The organism is Pseudomonas sp. MPB26 (genome assembly GCF_046605355.1).
Taxonomy (GTDB): Bacteria; Pseudomonadota; Gammaproteobacteria; order Pseudomonadales; family Pseudomonadaceae; genus Aquipseudomonas; species Aquipseudomonas cedrina.
Map to the genome: position 1 here is coordinate 337,966 of NZ_CP176793.1, position 14,699 is coordinate 352,664.

Here is a 14,699-nt window from a genome sequence, read left to right on the forward strand (position 1 = left end):
TGGCGAGCTGATCAGCACGCGCCAGGCGGAATCCCGTCTTTGTTGAAGTCCTTCAGGCGTTCCCGTTCTTCCTCAGTGGCGTGCGCCGGGGTTTCTTGCTCGGGTTCCTTGTTCTTTTCTTCAGTCATCGCTGTGTCCTCTGGGTGGGTAGCAGTTTCGGCAGCGGGTGGGATCAGCAGTTCATTTATTCCTCGCGAGCCTCCTGTCGACCTAAATCAAATCTGCGGTTACGCTCGCTGCTAAGCTGTGCTCTTAACGGAGAACCAACCATGCCGAACTCAGACCTGCTTCCTTCCCTGCTATCAAAACTCTACGAAAACCAGCTTGCCCTCGAAGGCGCGATCATGGAGCTGTCGAACTGGGTTGAGCAGCGCGGCTCCGCCGAGGTCGCCGAGAACATCCGAGGCGCACTGAACACGATTGACGAGAACGAAGCGTTCATAAAACTGACGCTGGCCGTCTTGATGTCCCCGCAGTAGTGCGTCTGTGCAATGCGTCGGCTCAAAACAGTGTTTGATAAGCAGCAAAGCACAGCACCCACTTTTTTGCCTATGATCAAGGCCGCAAACACAATGACGCGGCACCTGAACGCAGCGCAAGAGCGGATGAATGTGTGTGCTGGAAAGCGGGTCGCTCGATTCGCGTGAGGCGCGTACTTCACCACAAAGAAGTCGTTTTCAAAGCTTCCTAACTGGCAGAAGACGCCCCCCTAAATGGACAGCATTATTTGGCTTGGCGAAGCACAAGCTCTGACAGGCGGGTCTTAACTCGGAAGCAGAATTCACGAATTTGAAATTGATAAGCGGGCATAACCATATAGTTTAAATCGGGACCGAGTGAGTCCTTGATTTCCATGTATTTAGCGGTCTTGCTGGCGATGACTTGGTATTCAGCCTCGTATTTATCGTAAGACGCTTTGTTGTAAACCTTTAGAACATCCAGCTCTTTACGGCATTGCTCGGCGCGGTTCTGGTTTAAATCTGTCTCTGACTGAGCCGTTTCTGGCGAAACGGGAGTTGAGCTCTCAGCACGAGCGTTCGGCTGTGTGGCCTCATACCGCACAGGCGGTTTTGCTGGCGTCGCAGGCGCGACTTCAGGTGGTGCTTGCTGGACGACGGCTTCCGGTGGAGCCACATCAGGTTTTTCCGGCGTTTTCGTAGCGCATCCCGAGAGGGCAATTCCTAGTACTGCAACAACGCCACACATCTTATTCATAGGTTTCACCAAACAGGTCCTTATGGGTGGCTGAGTCGTTAGATTCTGGGTAAAGGTCATAACTCGTTCAATGATCGAGCATGAATTTCTACCAGCCTCAAGGCGCTCAGCCTCTCTTCCTTGAGTGCGCAGACGAGTGATCATAGTAAAAAAATAACGAGGTGACGAGAAAAAGCTCGGCAGAAAAGTCACCGCGTTAAGCCGGTAGATAGACTTAATCGAATGCTCCGTTGAGCACCTCGTAAATGATGCCGGAGGCAATGGCTACCAATATCAGATCAGCGCCCGCTTGCTGCCATTCGTAGCCATCGTATTGGGGCAGCCTGCCGAGCAAGCGGCCATCCAGCTTTTTGGCGATGCCAGGGGGAAGCGGTTTTCCTCTCGCCAGGTTCTTCTGGATGCCAGGTGGTAGTGAAGGACCTGAGCGCCAATAGTCACGATGCCCGCCGATCACGCCTAATACGCCACCACGGTCGATGCTGGGCCCACGGCTCCAATCATCCGCGCCAGCACTTTTCCCCTTGTTGCCCTGGTTGCCAGGGCCTTGGCCGCCTTGGGCGTTGCCTTTTCCATTTCCTTGGCCTTTTCCGTTGCCGGGATCGGCCAGGGCCGTCACTGAGCTTACGGACAAGGCAAGGCAGGTGACAGCGGCTATAAGCGAGCGGGATTTGAACATGAGCGTCTTCTCCGAAGGAAATACGTCCTTGAAATGTAGCTGGTTTTGCCGATTTCAGGTACGCATAAACCAAGCTACTCGCGGCATCGCTACTGAGGGCCTCGACCGTATTTTGCTACACCCCGTTCGGCATTGAGCTTGGTACATGCTCAACTGAACCCGATACCGAATGCCAGAAACGCAAAAGCCCCAAATTTGCGGGGCCTTCGTTTGAATCTGACTTCGCTGAGGTCGGGCAACTTGAGCGCTGCCCCCGTACAGTCATAGCTACTTTAATCGAACCACTATCGTGGACGCGAGCATGTCTCCCAAGCGTTTCCGTGAGCCGAAGAAAATAAAAATCCAGTCAAAAATGCTCAGAATAGGCGTAGTGATGTTGCGCATGAACGACTGATATAGATTGCAGTTAAGGTGGCTGCGCTCGTCAATTACTGACATCCCCAGCAGTTTTTTACCTACGCTTTGACCGTTGGGCATTGCGTCTGAAAATAGGTAGTACGCCGCGGCGGACCCAAACGCCAGGATCCCGACCGCGTCTGGAGATACACCAACAAACTCAGCCGCTTTTCCCACGGCGAATAAGACAAAAAGGGTAATTAATGAATCAATCCATTGCCCTCCCAACCGCCGCCCCAACCCGGCCAGGTTGTCTGGCTTCCGGTATTCGTTCTGAGTGGTACTCACTTCCATGCGTTGACGCTCCAATGGTATTTGATTTCAAACATTCCAAGATGCCAAAAGCTCAGCGCGGATACGCTTTGAATTTGTGTGGATTACCTGAAGTAGCCTGATCTGCGCATCTGCAGACTGTAGACCCAGACGGCAATCAGCAAAACAGCCTGTAAGACTCCCGGCAGCGCGAACCTGGCAACTTGCATGTACTGGCTGACCGGCACGCGGAAAATTTCTGGCAGCGTGAGCGGAATCAGCATCAGCCCGAAAAGCAATGAGCCCAATAGGAACCACGAGGATTTTGCGCTGCGCCCCCAGAAGAGCAGGCTGCCGACAACCAATAAGATGCAGGCCAGTGCTGGAGGGATCAGCATGATCATTGCAAAATCACCCATCCTGGTCATGCCCCAGCCTTCGCTGACCAGCCAGTAGGCGATTTTTACAGCGATAGCCAGGCAGTAAATCACCGCGAGCGTGACCATAACCGGGCGGGTGGTGCTTCGTACCTGAGATGTGCTTGTGTCCATAAATTCCAGACCTAGCGATAGGCGGGTCAATCCAGCCAATCTGCATAGTCTACTCAATGGTCAGCAGATCACGAAGCGACTGCTACTGGCGCAAGCGACCCCGCTATCCAGGCGTTCATCCGATGAAGAAAATCCTGCCGCACAATACCGACTCGCCTGGCTTGCAATAGGATTTGCCCCTAGAGAGAAGGTTGTAGATCAGGTTTACTCTTTGTTGAAATCCAGCCTGAAAAAAGGGTTCGCGCCGGCGGGTCTACAAATGACCAGCTACTGCTTCGACGATGTAAAAAAGTCGAGTTTCGAACGCTGATTGATGCATTGCCTGAACCTACAAGCCCGTACAGTAAATACTACCCGCAGCCAGTACTTATGCCGAGGTGCGACAAAGCGCACGCCTCCAAGGGGGAAAAAGTAATAGGTTCCTCAATGAACAAGCTATTCGCGCCGATCTCTACATGAGTCTCTCAACTCAGATGTAGGCGCAGAACCTTAAGCAAGACGGAACTGAGTACTTCGACGGCCAGTTCTCGAAGCTATCGAGCGCCTGCAATTCGGGGGATTAATTCATCCCGACAGTTTGTTGCGTTCAACATGGACTATCCATATTGGGTCGCTTTCTGTCCCGCGCGACTGACAGGACTGGATCGATGTCAAAACGACACTATTGGTTGGCGGGTGGTATGCTCGGCTCCCTAACCAACCATGCTCATGGGTAGCTTATGTTTTTACGTCATCCTCTCTCGTCGATCCTTTTTTTGGCCTTTTTGGTTACAGGCTGCGCGAGCCAACCTGGTTCCCTGAAACCAGCGGAGCCGATCCGCGTGGAGCCCCTGGGCCAGAGTCTGCCTCAGACTAGTTCACGTACTGTGTTGATGAACCAGATTATCAGCAATGACCCCGTTGTCATTTCGTCGCTCAAGCCGGTACTCAGCGCCAATACCGACAACGATGGGCGTATTGCCTCGCTACGAAAGAAAGACGGTGGCGTGCTCCCTGACGGTTACTGGACTCTCTACAAGCAAAACTTGGAAGCGCTCCAGTACGACCTAAATCATCAGCACGACGCCGCACGAACCCAGTACATCGAAACCTACCGCGACGAGTTGAGCCGAGTAGACGACGGTACACTTCAAGCCCTGGCTACGTCACCAAAATCCTTGGATGAAAAGATTCGGCGCCAATGGAGTGCACGCATGAGCGATAGAGCCGCGCGCTACATGGTCACCAGTGAGCAATCACTGAACGCCGCCACTGATGCCCATCTCAACCGCATGGCGTTGATGGATCGGCAATACAACGTATGCTCGCTCAATCCCGAATGCTGGGATACACCGGTTAAAAAGTGATTTGATTCTATCGGGCCTTTTTTCGTAGAAAGCTACCGATCATCACGGGCAGCTTCTGGCCGATTCTGTTGAAAAAGTCGGATTTTCAGATCACCTGAACTCAGGCACGGCTACCACCGGAGAACTACTAACCACGTTGAGTGGTTTCTCGGCCCTTCGTTCACCTTTGTTGCTTTGCTATTGGGTTAATTTGAGGTTTTTGGCTTAGTGCAGGCGCACCTATCCCGGGGCAGGCGGCCCTAGAGATGTAAGTTTGGCCAGTCGAAGCCGGATACATTGACGCCAGATCAATGGAAGGCACCCGGCGCTGCGCTGCCTTCATGCACCGCCCGGGCATGGCCCGGCAAGGAATGCCGTATGACTAATGAATACCTGGCGGGGCCGACCAACAGTGCGGTAGCTCAGACTGGCTTCAGGCTGCTTTCAGTCGTCGAGATCTAGCAGCTCGCCCATCCGCTCTCCTAACATCCCACGCAACCACGCACAATGAAACTCAATATTTTCGAGAGAAGTACCGTCCCCTAGAAGATGCTCAAAAACCTTGCCCTTCGCTCCGCGATATACGACGCGAAAATGTCCATCATGAGCAGACGAATTCATCACATAAGGGCGGATGGAGATGATTTCGCTAAACGGTACGCGTACTTCGATGGGGCTTCGACAACGACGGGTTATGGTGAGGGTCAGCAGCTGCTGATTTTCGTCGAACGTGAAGGCCTGCACTTGAGGCTCAGAGACAACCCACGCAAAGAAGGCACCAATGAGCACTACACTGGCCAGCATTAACAGAATGAAGAATGACGCTGTGAGGCTTTCACTATGGTCAGGCTGCACACCATGAATGAGGTCCGGCCCTGTGAAAAGGAGCGTCGCAAGTCCATAGCCCGGTAAAAGCAGAAGCAGCGCAAGAGAGAAGCCAAAAACGCCCATACCATTGCTTCCGACAATTGGTATTTCGGGGCCGTAATACCAAATAGGCGGGTGGGCAGTAGTTACCTCGCCAGCATTTGTTGCTGTGGCGTTAGCTGGTCTTTGATGATCCATTTGGCCGTCTCGAGGGATTACAGCGCAGACGTTACCACTACTGCCGGACAGTCTGGAAACAGATCACGGGGCTTTCTCATCGCGCTCCGCACTCCGGTTACTCAGGTCACCCCGCAATAACCTCCCCCTTCAAAGTCAGCCGCTATAGCGGCAAGGACGAGCTCGCCCATGAAAAAGAACAGTTGTGCTCACCGGCAAGGCCGTCGTGAACTTCCGGAAGGACACCGAGGACGACGAGGTAGAGCAGCTGCCGGCCAGCAATGATCTGCGAGAAGGCCAGATCGATGACGATGACCTGCTCGACATTGAGTGGATTCAGGACGATGTCGATATGAAGGTGACGCCATGATCGCCACCCTCTGATTCGCCTACGTCTTAATCTACAAGGGCCCAGGCCATGGCTGTGAAGTCCATCCACCGCCACATGCCTGCCGGTGAGCGGCGGGCGAGGTATTCGTGCATGACTGAAAACCAATTCCACTATGAGGTTCGTGAAGCCCACTCGCTGACCGCAATTTGCAAAAAATTGCGATAACCGCCTGACATGATGCGGGCCGATCCGCCTTTACGCTACCTACCTTGCCAAACCCTAGAAACACAAAAGCCCCGCATTTGCGAGGCTTTTGTTTGAATCTTGGCGGGAAACCAGGGATTCGAACCCTGGGAACGCTATTAACGTTCGCCGGTTTTCAAGACCGGTGCATTCAACCACTCTGCCAATTTCCCTTGTGCATCCACAGGATTATCATAGCCCATCCCGTCTCAGCGGGCGCCATAATACCCGAATGAAACACACTGTCAAACTCTCGCCATAGCTTGTTACAGAGCGTCTGTTATGATCTTTGCGACTGAACGTTTCAAAACCGGAGGAGTGTCGCCATGCGCGAACAGAATTACGCAGTGAATGGCAACGCGCAGGCTGAGCAGCTTGAAGTCAGCCGCGTGTTGCGCAACACCTATGGCTTGCTCGCCCTTACCCTCGCATTCAGCGGTGTGATGGCGTTCGTGGCGCAGCAGATGCGCGTTGGCTACCCGAATATCTTTGTCGTGTTGATCGGCTTCTATGGTCTGTTCTTCCTGACCAACAAGCTGCGCGACTCGGCCTGGGGCCTGGTGTCGGCGTTTGCCTTGACGGGCTTCATGGGCTTCATCCTTGGCCCGATCCTCAACCGTTACCTCGGCATGGCCGGCGGTGCGGAAGTTGTCAGCTCGGCGTTTGCAATGACCGCCCTGGTGTTTGGTGGCCTGTCGGCCTACGTGCTGATCACCCGGAAAGACATGAGCTTCCTGGGCGGCTTCATCACCGCGGGCTTCTTCGTGTTGCTGGCGGCGGTGGTTGCAGGCATGTTCTTCCAGATCAGCGGCCTGCAACTGGCGATCAGCGCGGGTTTTGTGCTGTTCTCGTCGGTGTGCATCCTGTTCCAGACCAGCGCGATCATCCACGGTGGTGAGCGTAATTACATCATGGCGACCGTCAGCCTGTATGTATCGATCTACAACCTGTTTATCAGCCTGTTGCAGATCTTCGGCATCATGAGCCGCGATGACTGATTGTTAAGCGTAATAAAAATGCCCCGTATCGAAAGATGCGGGGCATTTTTTTGTGTTGAGAACAGGGGTTAATACTGGTTGGGCTCCATTTCCAGCTCGACCTTGAAGCGCTCGGCGATATCGCGCTGGATACGCTGGGCCAAGTTGGCGATATCGTTGCCCGAAGCACCTCCATAGTTGACCAGCACCAGCGCCTGCAGCTTGTGCACGCCGGCATCGCCCTCACGAAACCCCTTCCAGCCAGCCTTGTCGATCAGCCAGCCGGCGGCGAGCTTTATTTGCCCGTCGGCCTGGGGGTAAGCCACCAGGTCCGGGTACTGCGTTTGCAGCTCTGCCGCCAGGGCCTGGGGCACCAATGGGTTCTTGAAGAAGCTTCCGGCATTGCCAAGCTCTGCCGGGTCCGGCAGTTTTTCCCGGCGGATGCTGCAAATCGCACGGCTGACGTCGCTCGGCGTTGCCTCGGTGATCCCCTGCCCAGCCAGGCGCTGCTGCACCGGGCCGTAGTCGAGTTTCAGGTGGCTGGCGCGGCTCAGGGCAAAGCGCACCCGTAGGATCAACCAGCGTCCGGTCTCGTGCTTGAACAGGCTGTCACGGTAGGCAAAGTTGCATTGTTCCAGGCTGAAATCCCGTAGCTCACCGGTGTGGCGATCCAGGGCGGTCAGGCCGGCGAATACATCCTTGATCTCCACCCCGTAGGCGCCGATGTTCTGCATGGGCGCGGCGCCAACGGTGCCGGGGATCAGGCTGAGGTTTTCCAGACCGCAGAAACCCTGCGCCAGGGTCCACAGCACAAACGGGTGCCAGGCCTCGCCCGCTTCGGCCTCGACCACCACGTGCATGCCGTCGTCATGCAGCACGCGGATGCCTTGGGTTGCCATGCGCAACACCAGCGCCGGGATGTCCTGGGTCAACAGCAAGTTGCTGCCCCCACCGATCACCAGCAGTGGCAGCGCTTGCGCGGCCGAATAGGCCAGGGCCTCACGGACGTCGTCGTCGCTGTGGGCCTCGGCAAATAATTGGGCACGAACATCAATGCCAAAGCTGTTGAATGGCTTGAGCGATACCTGCGACTGCACGTGCAAGGTCATAGGCGCCCCTTCAATTCGATCACCAACAAATCACAGGCGCGCTCGATCAGGTCCAGGACCCGTTCGAAGCCTTGTTCACCTTCGTAATACGGGTCGGGCACTTCGTCCACTTCGGATGCGTAACGGCGCAGGAACAGGTCCAGCTGCGCCTTGCCCTGGCCCGGTTGCAGGGCCTTGAGGCTGCGCAGATTGCTGTGGTCCATCGCCAGGATAAGGTCATAGCGCGCAAAGTCGGCGCGGCTGACCTGCTGGGCCCGCTGGGCGGACAAGTCGTAGCCGCGCGCCAACGCTGCCCGTTGGCTGCGTTGATCCGGCGGATTGCCGATGTGCCATTCGCCGGTACCGGCGGACGCTACATCGACCTGGCCCGCCAACCCTGCCTCACGCAACTTGTGGCGCAATACGCCTTCTGCGGTGGGCGAGCGACAGATATTGCCCAGGCAGACAAACAGAACCTCCATCAGGCCCCCAGCAGGCGACGGACGCGCTCGAGGTCTTCCGGGGTGTCGACACCGGCCGGCGGCGCTTCCAGCGCATCGCCCACATGGATGCGCACGCCATGCCACAAGGCACGCAATTGCTCCAGGGATTCGGTGTTTTCCAGCCAGCACGGGCCCCAGCTGACGAAGTCATGCAGGAAACCGGCGCGGTAGGCATAAATGCCGATATGCCGGCGATAGGGCACGCCTTCCGGCAGTACGTCGGGGTTGCTGGCGAAGGCATCGCGCGCCCATGGCAGGGTCGAGCGGCTGAACGTCAACGCCAGGCCGTTGAGGTCGCTGACCACTTTGACCACGTTCGGGTTGAACAGTGTGGCGATGTCTTCGATCGGTTCGGCCAGGGTCGCCATGCGGGCTTCGCCATGGGCGGCCAGGTTGGCGGCGACCTGGTCGATCACGCTCGGCGGGATCAACGGCTCGTCACCTTGCACATTGACCACGATAGCATCCGGCGCCAGGCCGAGTTGGGTGGCCACTTCGGCCAGGCGGTCGGTGCCGGAGTTGTGGTCTTCGCGCGTCAGCACGGCCTCGGCGCCGAAACCCTTGCAGGCTTCGATGATGCGCGGATCATCGGTGGCCACAACCACACGCTCGGCACTGCTTTTGCAGGCCTGTTCCCACACCAGTTGGATCATTGGCTTGTTGCCGATCAGCTGCAGCGGCTTGCCCGGCAGGCGGGTCGACGCGTAGCGCGAGGGAATGACGACGGTAAAGGCTGTGGTCATTTATCCAGGCGCTCATCGGTGGTCAGGGTGCGGGCTTCGCTCTCCAGCATCACCGGGATGCCATCACGGATCGGGTAAGCCAGGCCGGCGCCTTTGCTGATCAGCTCGGTCTTGTCGGCGCTGAGCTTGAGCGGGCCTTTGCAGATCGGGCAAGCGAGGATGTCGAGCAGTTTGGTGTCCATGAGTGTTTCCTGGAAAGAAGCGGTTTAAGGCAATAGACGTGCAGGCAACAGGCGCATCAGCTGCGTGTCGAACCAGGCGACGAACGCCGGCGACGGCAGCGCATCCACCGCAAGGTACCACCAGTCGGGCTGGGCAAAGGCGCGGCACTTCACCGCGTCCTTCTCGGTCATGACCAGCGGCAATGACGGTGTAAAATTCAGCACCTGGGCGCTATACGGCGCATGGTCGGCGAACGCATGGGGTATCGGCTGCCAGTGTAGCGTTTCAAGGGTCTTGAAGAAACGCTGCGGGTTACCGATGCCGGCGACCGCATGCACCGCCTGGCCCGCGGCAAAGTAGTTGACCGCCCGGCGCTCGCCGGTCTGCAAATTGACCAGGGCGGTGGACTGCAAGTGAAAGGCAAAACCATCGTCTCGATCACTGGCGGCGCCGTTATACAACAGCGCATCGACGCTTTGCAGCCGTTCCACCGGCTCGCGCAGCGGCCCCGCCGGTAAACAATGGCGGTTGCCCAGGCCACGGGCGGCGTCGATCAGCACCAGCTCAAGGTCACGGGCAAGACGGTAATGCTGCAGGCCATCGTCGGAGAGGATCAGGTCGAGGGTTTCGCTGGCCAGCAGCGCCTTGACCGCCCGGCTGCGATCCGGGTCGATCATCAAGGGAACGCCGCAACGCTGCACAATCAGCAAAGGTTCGTCACCGGCCACTTCAGCGCTGTGGTTGGCTTCAACCCGCCAAGGCAACTGGGGTGGCTTGGCGCCATAACCGCGGCTGACGACGCCCACGCGCAAGCCGCTGCGCCGGCAGTGTTCGATCAACCATAGGATCAGCGGTGTCTTGCCGGTGCCGCCCACGGTGATATTACCCACCACCACCACCGGCACCGGCGATCGGTAGATATCGCCCTCGCCCGCCAGGAAGCGTGCGCGCTTGCGCTGTACCACCCGGCGGTACAAGGTTTCCAGCGGACGCAACAGCGCAAGCGCCGGGTGGCCCTCGTACCAGGCCTTGAGCAAACGATCGGACATGGCCATCAGGGCGCGCTCGCCGCCTCGATGGTGGTCATGCGCAGGTGGCTGAAACCGAGCTTGCCGGCGGCATCCATCGCAGTGATCACGGACTGGTGCGGGGTTTTGCCGTCGGCACTGATCGACAGCGGCATTTTAGTATCGCCGCCGGACTCTTTCTGCAAGGCGTCCATCAGGCTGTTAAGGTCGTTTTTCTCGAGCAACTGGTTATTCACCGAGAACACCCCTTCAGCGCTGATGGCGATGTCCAACTGCTTGACCTCCTGGTCTTCGGCCGGCGAACCGCTCACGGCTTCCGGCAGGTCGACGCGCAGCTCGGTCTGCCGGTTGAAGGTAGTAGTGACGACAAAAAACAGCAGCAGGATAAACACCACGTCAATCAGCGACGCGAGGTTGATATCAACGTTTTCCCGGCGCTTACGGCGAAATTTCACGCGTTGCCCCCAACCAGGTCCACGTCACGGTCGCCCTGCACCACTTCCACCAGCTTGATGGCTTCCTGTTCCATGCCGACCACCAGTTCATCGATACGACGCTGCAGGAAACGATGGAAGAACACCGAAGGAATCCCGACCATCAGGCCCGCCGCCGTGGTGATCAGTGCCTTGGAGATGCCCCCCGCCAGCACAGCGGCGTTGGAGGTCATGCCGGAGCCCATGAACGAGCTGAAAATATCGATCATGCCCAGTACCGTACCGAGCAGGCCGAGCAACGGCGCCATGGCGGCAATGGTGCCCAGGGCGTTGATGTAGCGCTCCAGCTCATGGATGACGCGGGCGGCGGCTTCTTCGATGCACTCTTTCATGATCTCGCGACCATGCTTGGAGTTGGCCAGGCCCGCGGCGAGGATTTCACCCAGCGGGGAGTTGGCGCGCAGCTCCTTGAGTTTTTCCTTGTCGAGCTGCTTGTTCTTGATCCAGGCCCAGACCTGACCCAGCAGATGCTCGGGAGTGACACGACTGGCGCGCAGGGTCCACAGGCGCTCGGCGACGATGCCGAGTGCGGCGATAGAACTCATGATGATCGGCAACATCATCCAGCCGCCGGATTTGACCAATTCCCACACAGTGAATGTCCCCTCGAAAAAGTGCGCCACTTTACCATATAGGTTCACCGGCCACAGACCCCATCGGCTGCGGCGACGAGCGCCTAGGGTAACCGCTCGCGCCAGAACCTTCGTTGACTGCGCGCAACAATCGGTGGCGCGAAGGCCCCCAATTGCAGGCGCACGGCCCCTTGCTCGGCGCTGTCATACACCTGGCTGCCCAAGCGCTGGTAACGTGCCAGGACCTGCGGATGGGGATGGCCGAACGCATTGCCGCGCCCCCGTGAAATGAGCACGGAGCGCGGCTTGAGGCGTTCCAGGAACGCCCAGGACGACGAAGTGCGACTGCCGTGGTGCGGCGCTTGCAACCAATCGGTGGGCACCGCCAGGGCTGAGGCAAGCATGGCCCGTTCGGCCGCGCGATCAATATCGCCGGTGAGCAACAGGCGCTCGCCGTTGGCCTGCACCTGCAATACACAGGACTTCGGGTTGCCGTTGATAGCGTCAGGCCACTGCCACAGTTCGAACGTCACACCATCCCAGCTCCACCGTTCGCCACTGACGCACGGCTGGGTGGCGAGAAACGCCGGCAGCCCCTCGGTCTCCCCGCCGACCACGCGTTTGATCGGCATTCCCCTGGCAACCACGGCCGCGCCACCGGCATGATCCGCGTCGGCGTGGCTGAGCAACATCATGTCCAATTCGCGTACCCCGAGCTTTCGCAACGACGGCAACACCACGCGGGCGCCCAGGTCAAAGGTTCCGGAACGCGGGCCGGCGTCATACAGCAAGGTGTGGTGACGGGTGCGCAAAATCAGCGACTGGCCCTGGCCGACGTCCAGTTGCAGCACCTCCACTTGCCCGTGAGGTACCTCCTCGCGCGGGGGAAACGCCGCCAGCAACAGCATCGGCCAGCCCAGTACCCGAAACGGCAGGCCTTTTGGCAGCAACAGCAGCACGGCGCCAAGCAGGCTCACCAGCCAATACCCCAATGCAACCTCGGCGGGAATCCAGGCGGGCATCTGCCCTGCGAGCCAGGCCAGGGCGTTGAACAACCCACCCAGCGCGCCGCCCGCCAGCCACAGCAACCCTTCACCTACAAAGGGTAAAGGCAGCAATGCCGTGCCGAGCAACGCCATCGGCAAGACCACCAGGCTGATCCAGGGCACCGCCACCAGATTGGCCAGCGGCGCACTCAGGCTGATGGGCAGCCCCAACACCAGCAAGGCGGGAAACAATCCAATTGCAATCAGCCACTGCGGGCGGGTCCAGGCCTGCCACAGGCTCCAGGGGCCCAACCGCCCACCGAATGCCAGGATCAGCACTGCCACCGCGGCAAACGACAACCAGAAACCCGGCTGCAGACTGGCCAGCGGCTCCAGCATCAGCACCCCATCGAGTGCCAGCAGCAACGGCCACCACAGCCCCAGATGCCGAAAGCGCAGGCGCCACAACAACACCAGACCGACCATCACGCAGGCGCGCTGCACCGGCACGCCAGACCCGGCGAGCAAGCCATAACCCAGCGCGGCGCCGAACGCCAGGCCACAGGCCCATGGCAGCCAAGGCCAGGTGCGGGGCCAGCATCCATAGCGCGCCAACCCAGCGATCAACCCGTAGATCAAGCCCGCCAGTAAACCGATGTGCTGGCCGGAAATGACCAGTAGATGCACGGTACCGGTGTCCTGCAATACCTGCCAATCGGTGGTCGCCAGACCAGAGCCGTCGCCCAGCACCAGCGCGATCAGCCCGGCTTCACGGCCTTGGGCATCCACCGCCATCAGGCGCTGGCGCACGCTGTCGCGCCAGGCGTTTCGGGCCGGTGCCAGGCGCTCGCCGTCCTTCACCGTGCCCGTGGCGCCGATGCGCTGGGCCAGCAGCCAGGCTTCCTGGTCAAAGCCATGGAAGTTCAGCAACCCGGCCGGCCGCTTGAGGGTGATTGCCAGCCGCCAGCGTTCACCGCTGTGCACCGACGGCCCACCGCGCCAGGACACCCGGATACGTTTGGGCAGCCGGGCATTTCGCGACCGACTGTCGGCCAACTCGAAACGCACCGCCTCCCCCGTGCGTTGCGGCAGCCCGATGACCCGCCCTTCTACCCAGCGTGTCTGGCCGTCCAGCGCCGGCTTCAGGCGATCATCCAGCGCCGACTGCGCGCTGATGCACGCCCAGCTCAGCCCCAGCAGGAAAAACGCCAGCGGATAAGTGCGAAACGGCAACAGCATCAATGCCAGCGCCAACACGGCAATCAGCCATCCAGTGGGCGGCAACGCCGGTAGCAAGCGCAAGGCCAGCAGCCCCAGCGCCAGCGCGAACATCCCTGTGCTCATGAATCATCCTTTTCAAGTGATCCACTAGTCTTGACCGGGAACCCAACGCTGCCTTTGATGTTTTGTCACAAAGTCTGAATTTTCTGTTTATAGAATGCGCGCATACTTGCCCCTCGAACTGACCTGGACCCCTTATGCCCCGGCGCTTATTCAAACGGTACATGCCCGACCCCAGCAGTATCCGGGAACACAAGTCATTACAGTTTCTCGGCACGCTGCTGCATGACCCGAACCTGTGGCACCTGAACCGGCACTCGGTTGCACGCGCGATGGCCGTGGGTTTGTTCGCGGCCTTTATCCCGATCCCCCTGCAAATGCTGCTCGCTGCGCTCCTGGCGATTGCGGTGCGCGGCAATATGCCCATCGCAGTCAGCCTGGTGTGGCTGACCAACCCGATCACCATGCCGGTGGTGTTCGTGTGCACCTACATGACCGGTGCCTGGCTGATGAATGTGCCGCCACGCAGCCTTCCGGACGACCTGACCTGGGAATGGATCAGCGGGCAATTGAGCACGCTATGGCAGCCATTTCTGCTGGGCTCAGTGGTGTTGGGGCTGGTGCTGGGCGCACTCGCCTATTGCCTGACCATGGGGTATTGGCGCTGGTGGGTTGCCCACCAGTGGAAAAAACGCAAACAGCGCCGCGCCTGAACGTCAACATCGGTACACCATCGCCGTCAAACGCCACCGAATTCCCTGAAGATTGCCATCCGTCATTAATTTACGAGATTCCACACCGTGCAAATCGCTACACTGCGCAGGTGGCGCGG

18 protein-coding genes and 1 tRNA gene are annotated in these 14,699 nt (G+C 58.7%); 5 read left to right on the top strand and 14 right to left on the bottom strand.

What is annotated here, in order from left to right:
* Positions 1 to 269 precede the first annotated feature (269 nt).
* On the top strand, positions 270 to 479 hold the full coding sequence (locus ACLH0H_RS01530; RefSeq protein WP_186689893.1) for a hypothetical protein: 210 nt from the start codon (positions 270 to 272) through the stop codon (positions 477 to 479).
* Between the two features lie 244 nt (positions 480 to 723).
* Here ACLH0H_RS01530 and ACLH0H_RS01535 read toward each other — a convergent pair whose 3' ends face one another.
* From ACLH0H_RS01535 to ACLH0H_RS01550, 4 genes are all read right to left on the bottom strand, one after another.
* Entirely contained in the window at positions 724 to 1,215 is a 492-nt protein-coding gene (locus ACLH0H_RS01535; RefSeq protein WP_411380712.1) for a hypothetical protein, read from the bottom strand.
* Positions 1,216 to 1,429: 214 nt separating this feature from the next.
* A complete protein-coding gene (locus tag ACLH0H_RS01540; RefSeq protein WP_411380713.1) occupies positions 1,430 to 1,891 on the bottom strand; it encodes an anti-virulence regulator CigR family protein in 462 nt (153 codons plus the stop codon).
* A 267-nt stretch (positions 1,892 to 2,158) separates the two neighbouring features.
* On the bottom strand, positions 2,159 to 2,581 hold the full coding sequence (locus ACLH0H_RS01545; RefSeq protein WP_411380714.1) for an RDD family protein: 423 nt from the start codon (positions 2,579 to 2,581) through the stop codon (positions 2,159 to 2,161).
* Between the two features lie 83 nt (positions 2,582 to 2,664).
* The gene (locus ACLH0H_RS01550) at positions 2,665 to 3,090 is read right to left on the bottom strand and encodes a hypothetical protein (protein WP_411380715.1); all 426 of its coding nucleotides are present in this window, start codon (positions 3,088 to 3,090) and stop codon (positions 2,665 to 2,667) included.
* Between the two features lie 872 nt (positions 3,091 to 3,962).
* Here ACLH0H_RS01550 and ACLH0H_RS01555 point away from each other — a divergent pair.
* Positions 3,963 to 4,436 carry a hypothetical protein gene (locus ACLH0H_RS01555; RefSeq protein ID WP_411380716.1) on the top strand — a complete coding sequence of 158 codons (474 nt, stop codon included), beginning with the start codon at positions 3,963 to 3,965 and terminating at the stop codon, positions 4,434 to 4,436.
* A 423-nt stretch (positions 4,437 to 4,859) separates the two neighbouring features.
* On the opposite strand, the gene ACLH0H_RS01560 is transcribed toward ACLH0H_RS01555, so the two are convergent.
* The gene (locus tag ACLH0H_RS01560; RefSeq protein ID WP_411380717.1) at positions 4,860 to 5,480 is read right to left on the bottom strand and encodes a hypothetical protein; all 621 of its coding nucleotides are present in this window, start codon (positions 5,478 to 5,480) and stop codon (positions 4,860 to 4,862) included.
* A 184-nt stretch (positions 5,481 to 5,664) separates the two neighbouring features.
* Here ACLH0H_RS01560 and ACLH0H_RS01565 point away from each other — a divergent pair, with 184 nt between their 5' ends.
* Entirely contained in the window at positions 5,665 to 5,829 is a 165-nt protein-coding gene (locus ACLH0H_RS01565; RefSeq protein WP_411380718.1) for a hypothetical protein, read from the top strand.
* Between the two features lie 286 nt (positions 5,830 to 6,115).
* On the opposite strand, the gene ACLH0H_RS01570 is transcribed toward ACLH0H_RS01565, so the two are convergent.
* Positions 6,116 to 6,206, bottom strand: a tRNA-Ser gene (locus ACLH0H_RS01570).
* 153 nt (positions 6,207 to 6,359) lie between these two features.
* Here ACLH0H_RS01570 and ACLH0H_RS01575 point away from each other — a divergent pair.
* Positions 6,360 to 7,031, top strand: coding sequence for a Bax inhibitor-1/YccA family protein (locus ACLH0H_RS01575; RefSeq protein WP_003174664.1), 672 nt, complete (start codon positions 6,360 to 6,362; stop codon positions 7,029 to 7,031).
* 68 nt (positions 7,032 to 7,099) lie between these two features.
* Here the strand turns inward: ACLH0H_RS01575 and murB are convergent, their stop codons facing one another.
* From murB to ACLH0H_RS01615, 8 genes are all read right to left on the bottom strand, one after another.
* Positions 7,100 to 8,119 carry a UDP-N-acetylmuramate dehydrogenase gene (gene murB / locus ACLH0H_RS01580; RefSeq protein WP_411380719.1) on the bottom strand — a complete coding sequence of 340 codons (1,020 nt, stop codon included), beginning with the start codon at positions 8,117 to 8,119 and terminating at the stop codon, positions 7,100 to 7,102.
* Positions 8,116 to 8,580 (bottom strand): low molecular weight protein-tyrosine-phosphatase, encoded by a 465-nt coding sequence (locus ACLH0H_RS01585; protein ID WP_411380720.1) that lies wholly within the window; start codon positions 8,578 to 8,580, stop codon positions 8,116 to 8,118. Before ACLH0H_RS01585 ends, murB begins: the two co-directional genes overlap by 4 nt.
* Positions 8,580 to 9,344, bottom strand: a complete 765-nt coding sequence (gene kdsB, locus ACLH0H_RS01590; RefSeq protein WP_411380721.1) for a 3-deoxy-manno-octulosonate cytidylyltransferase — start codon at positions 9,342 to 9,344, stop codon at positions 8,580 to 8,582. Before kdsB ends, ACLH0H_RS01585 begins: the two co-directional genes overlap by 1 nt.
* A complete protein-coding gene (locus ACLH0H_RS01595) occupies positions 9,341 to 9,526 on the bottom strand; it encodes a Trm112 family protein (protein WP_003174668.1) in 186 nt (61 codons plus the stop codon). The genes kdsB and ACLH0H_RS01595 overlap by 4 nt, the downstream gene beginning before the upstream one ends.
* 24 nt (positions 9,527 to 9,550) lie before the next feature.
* Entirely contained in the window at positions 9,551 to 10,561 is a 1,011-nt protein-coding gene (lpxK, locus tag ACLH0H_RS01600) for a tetraacyldisaccharide 4'-kinase (protein WP_411380722.1), read from the bottom strand.
* Positions 10,561 to 10,989 (bottom strand): ExbD/TolR family protein, encoded by a 429-nt coding sequence (locus tag ACLH0H_RS01605; protein WP_076950764.1) that lies wholly within the window; start codon positions 10,987 to 10,989, stop codon positions 10,561 to 10,563. Before ACLH0H_RS01605 ends, lpxK begins: the two co-directional genes overlap by 1 nt.
* Positions 10,986 to 11,621, bottom strand: coding sequence for a MotA/TolQ/ExbB proton channel family protein (locus ACLH0H_RS01610; protein ID WP_076950765.1), 636 nt, complete (start codon positions 11,619 to 11,621; stop codon positions 10,986 to 10,988). Before ACLH0H_RS01610 ends, ACLH0H_RS01605 begins: the two co-directional genes overlap by 4 nt.
* An 83-nt stretch (positions 11,622 to 11,704) precedes the next feature.
* On the bottom strand, positions 11,705 to 13,930 hold the full coding sequence (locus ACLH0H_RS01615; protein ID WP_411380723.1) for a DNA internalization-related competence protein ComEC/Rec2: 2,226 nt from the start codon (positions 13,928 to 13,930) through the stop codon (positions 11,705 to 11,707).
* A gap of 134 nt (positions 13,931 to 14,064) precedes the next feature.
* Between ACLH0H_RS01615 and ACLH0H_RS01620 the strand changes: the two genes are divergently transcribed.
* On the top strand, positions 14,065 to 14,580 hold the full coding sequence (locus ACLH0H_RS01620; protein WP_076950767.1) for a DUF2062 domain-containing protein: 516 nt from the start codon (positions 14,065 to 14,067) through the stop codon (positions 14,578 to 14,580).
* Positions 14,581 to 14,699 lie beyond the last annotated feature (119 nt).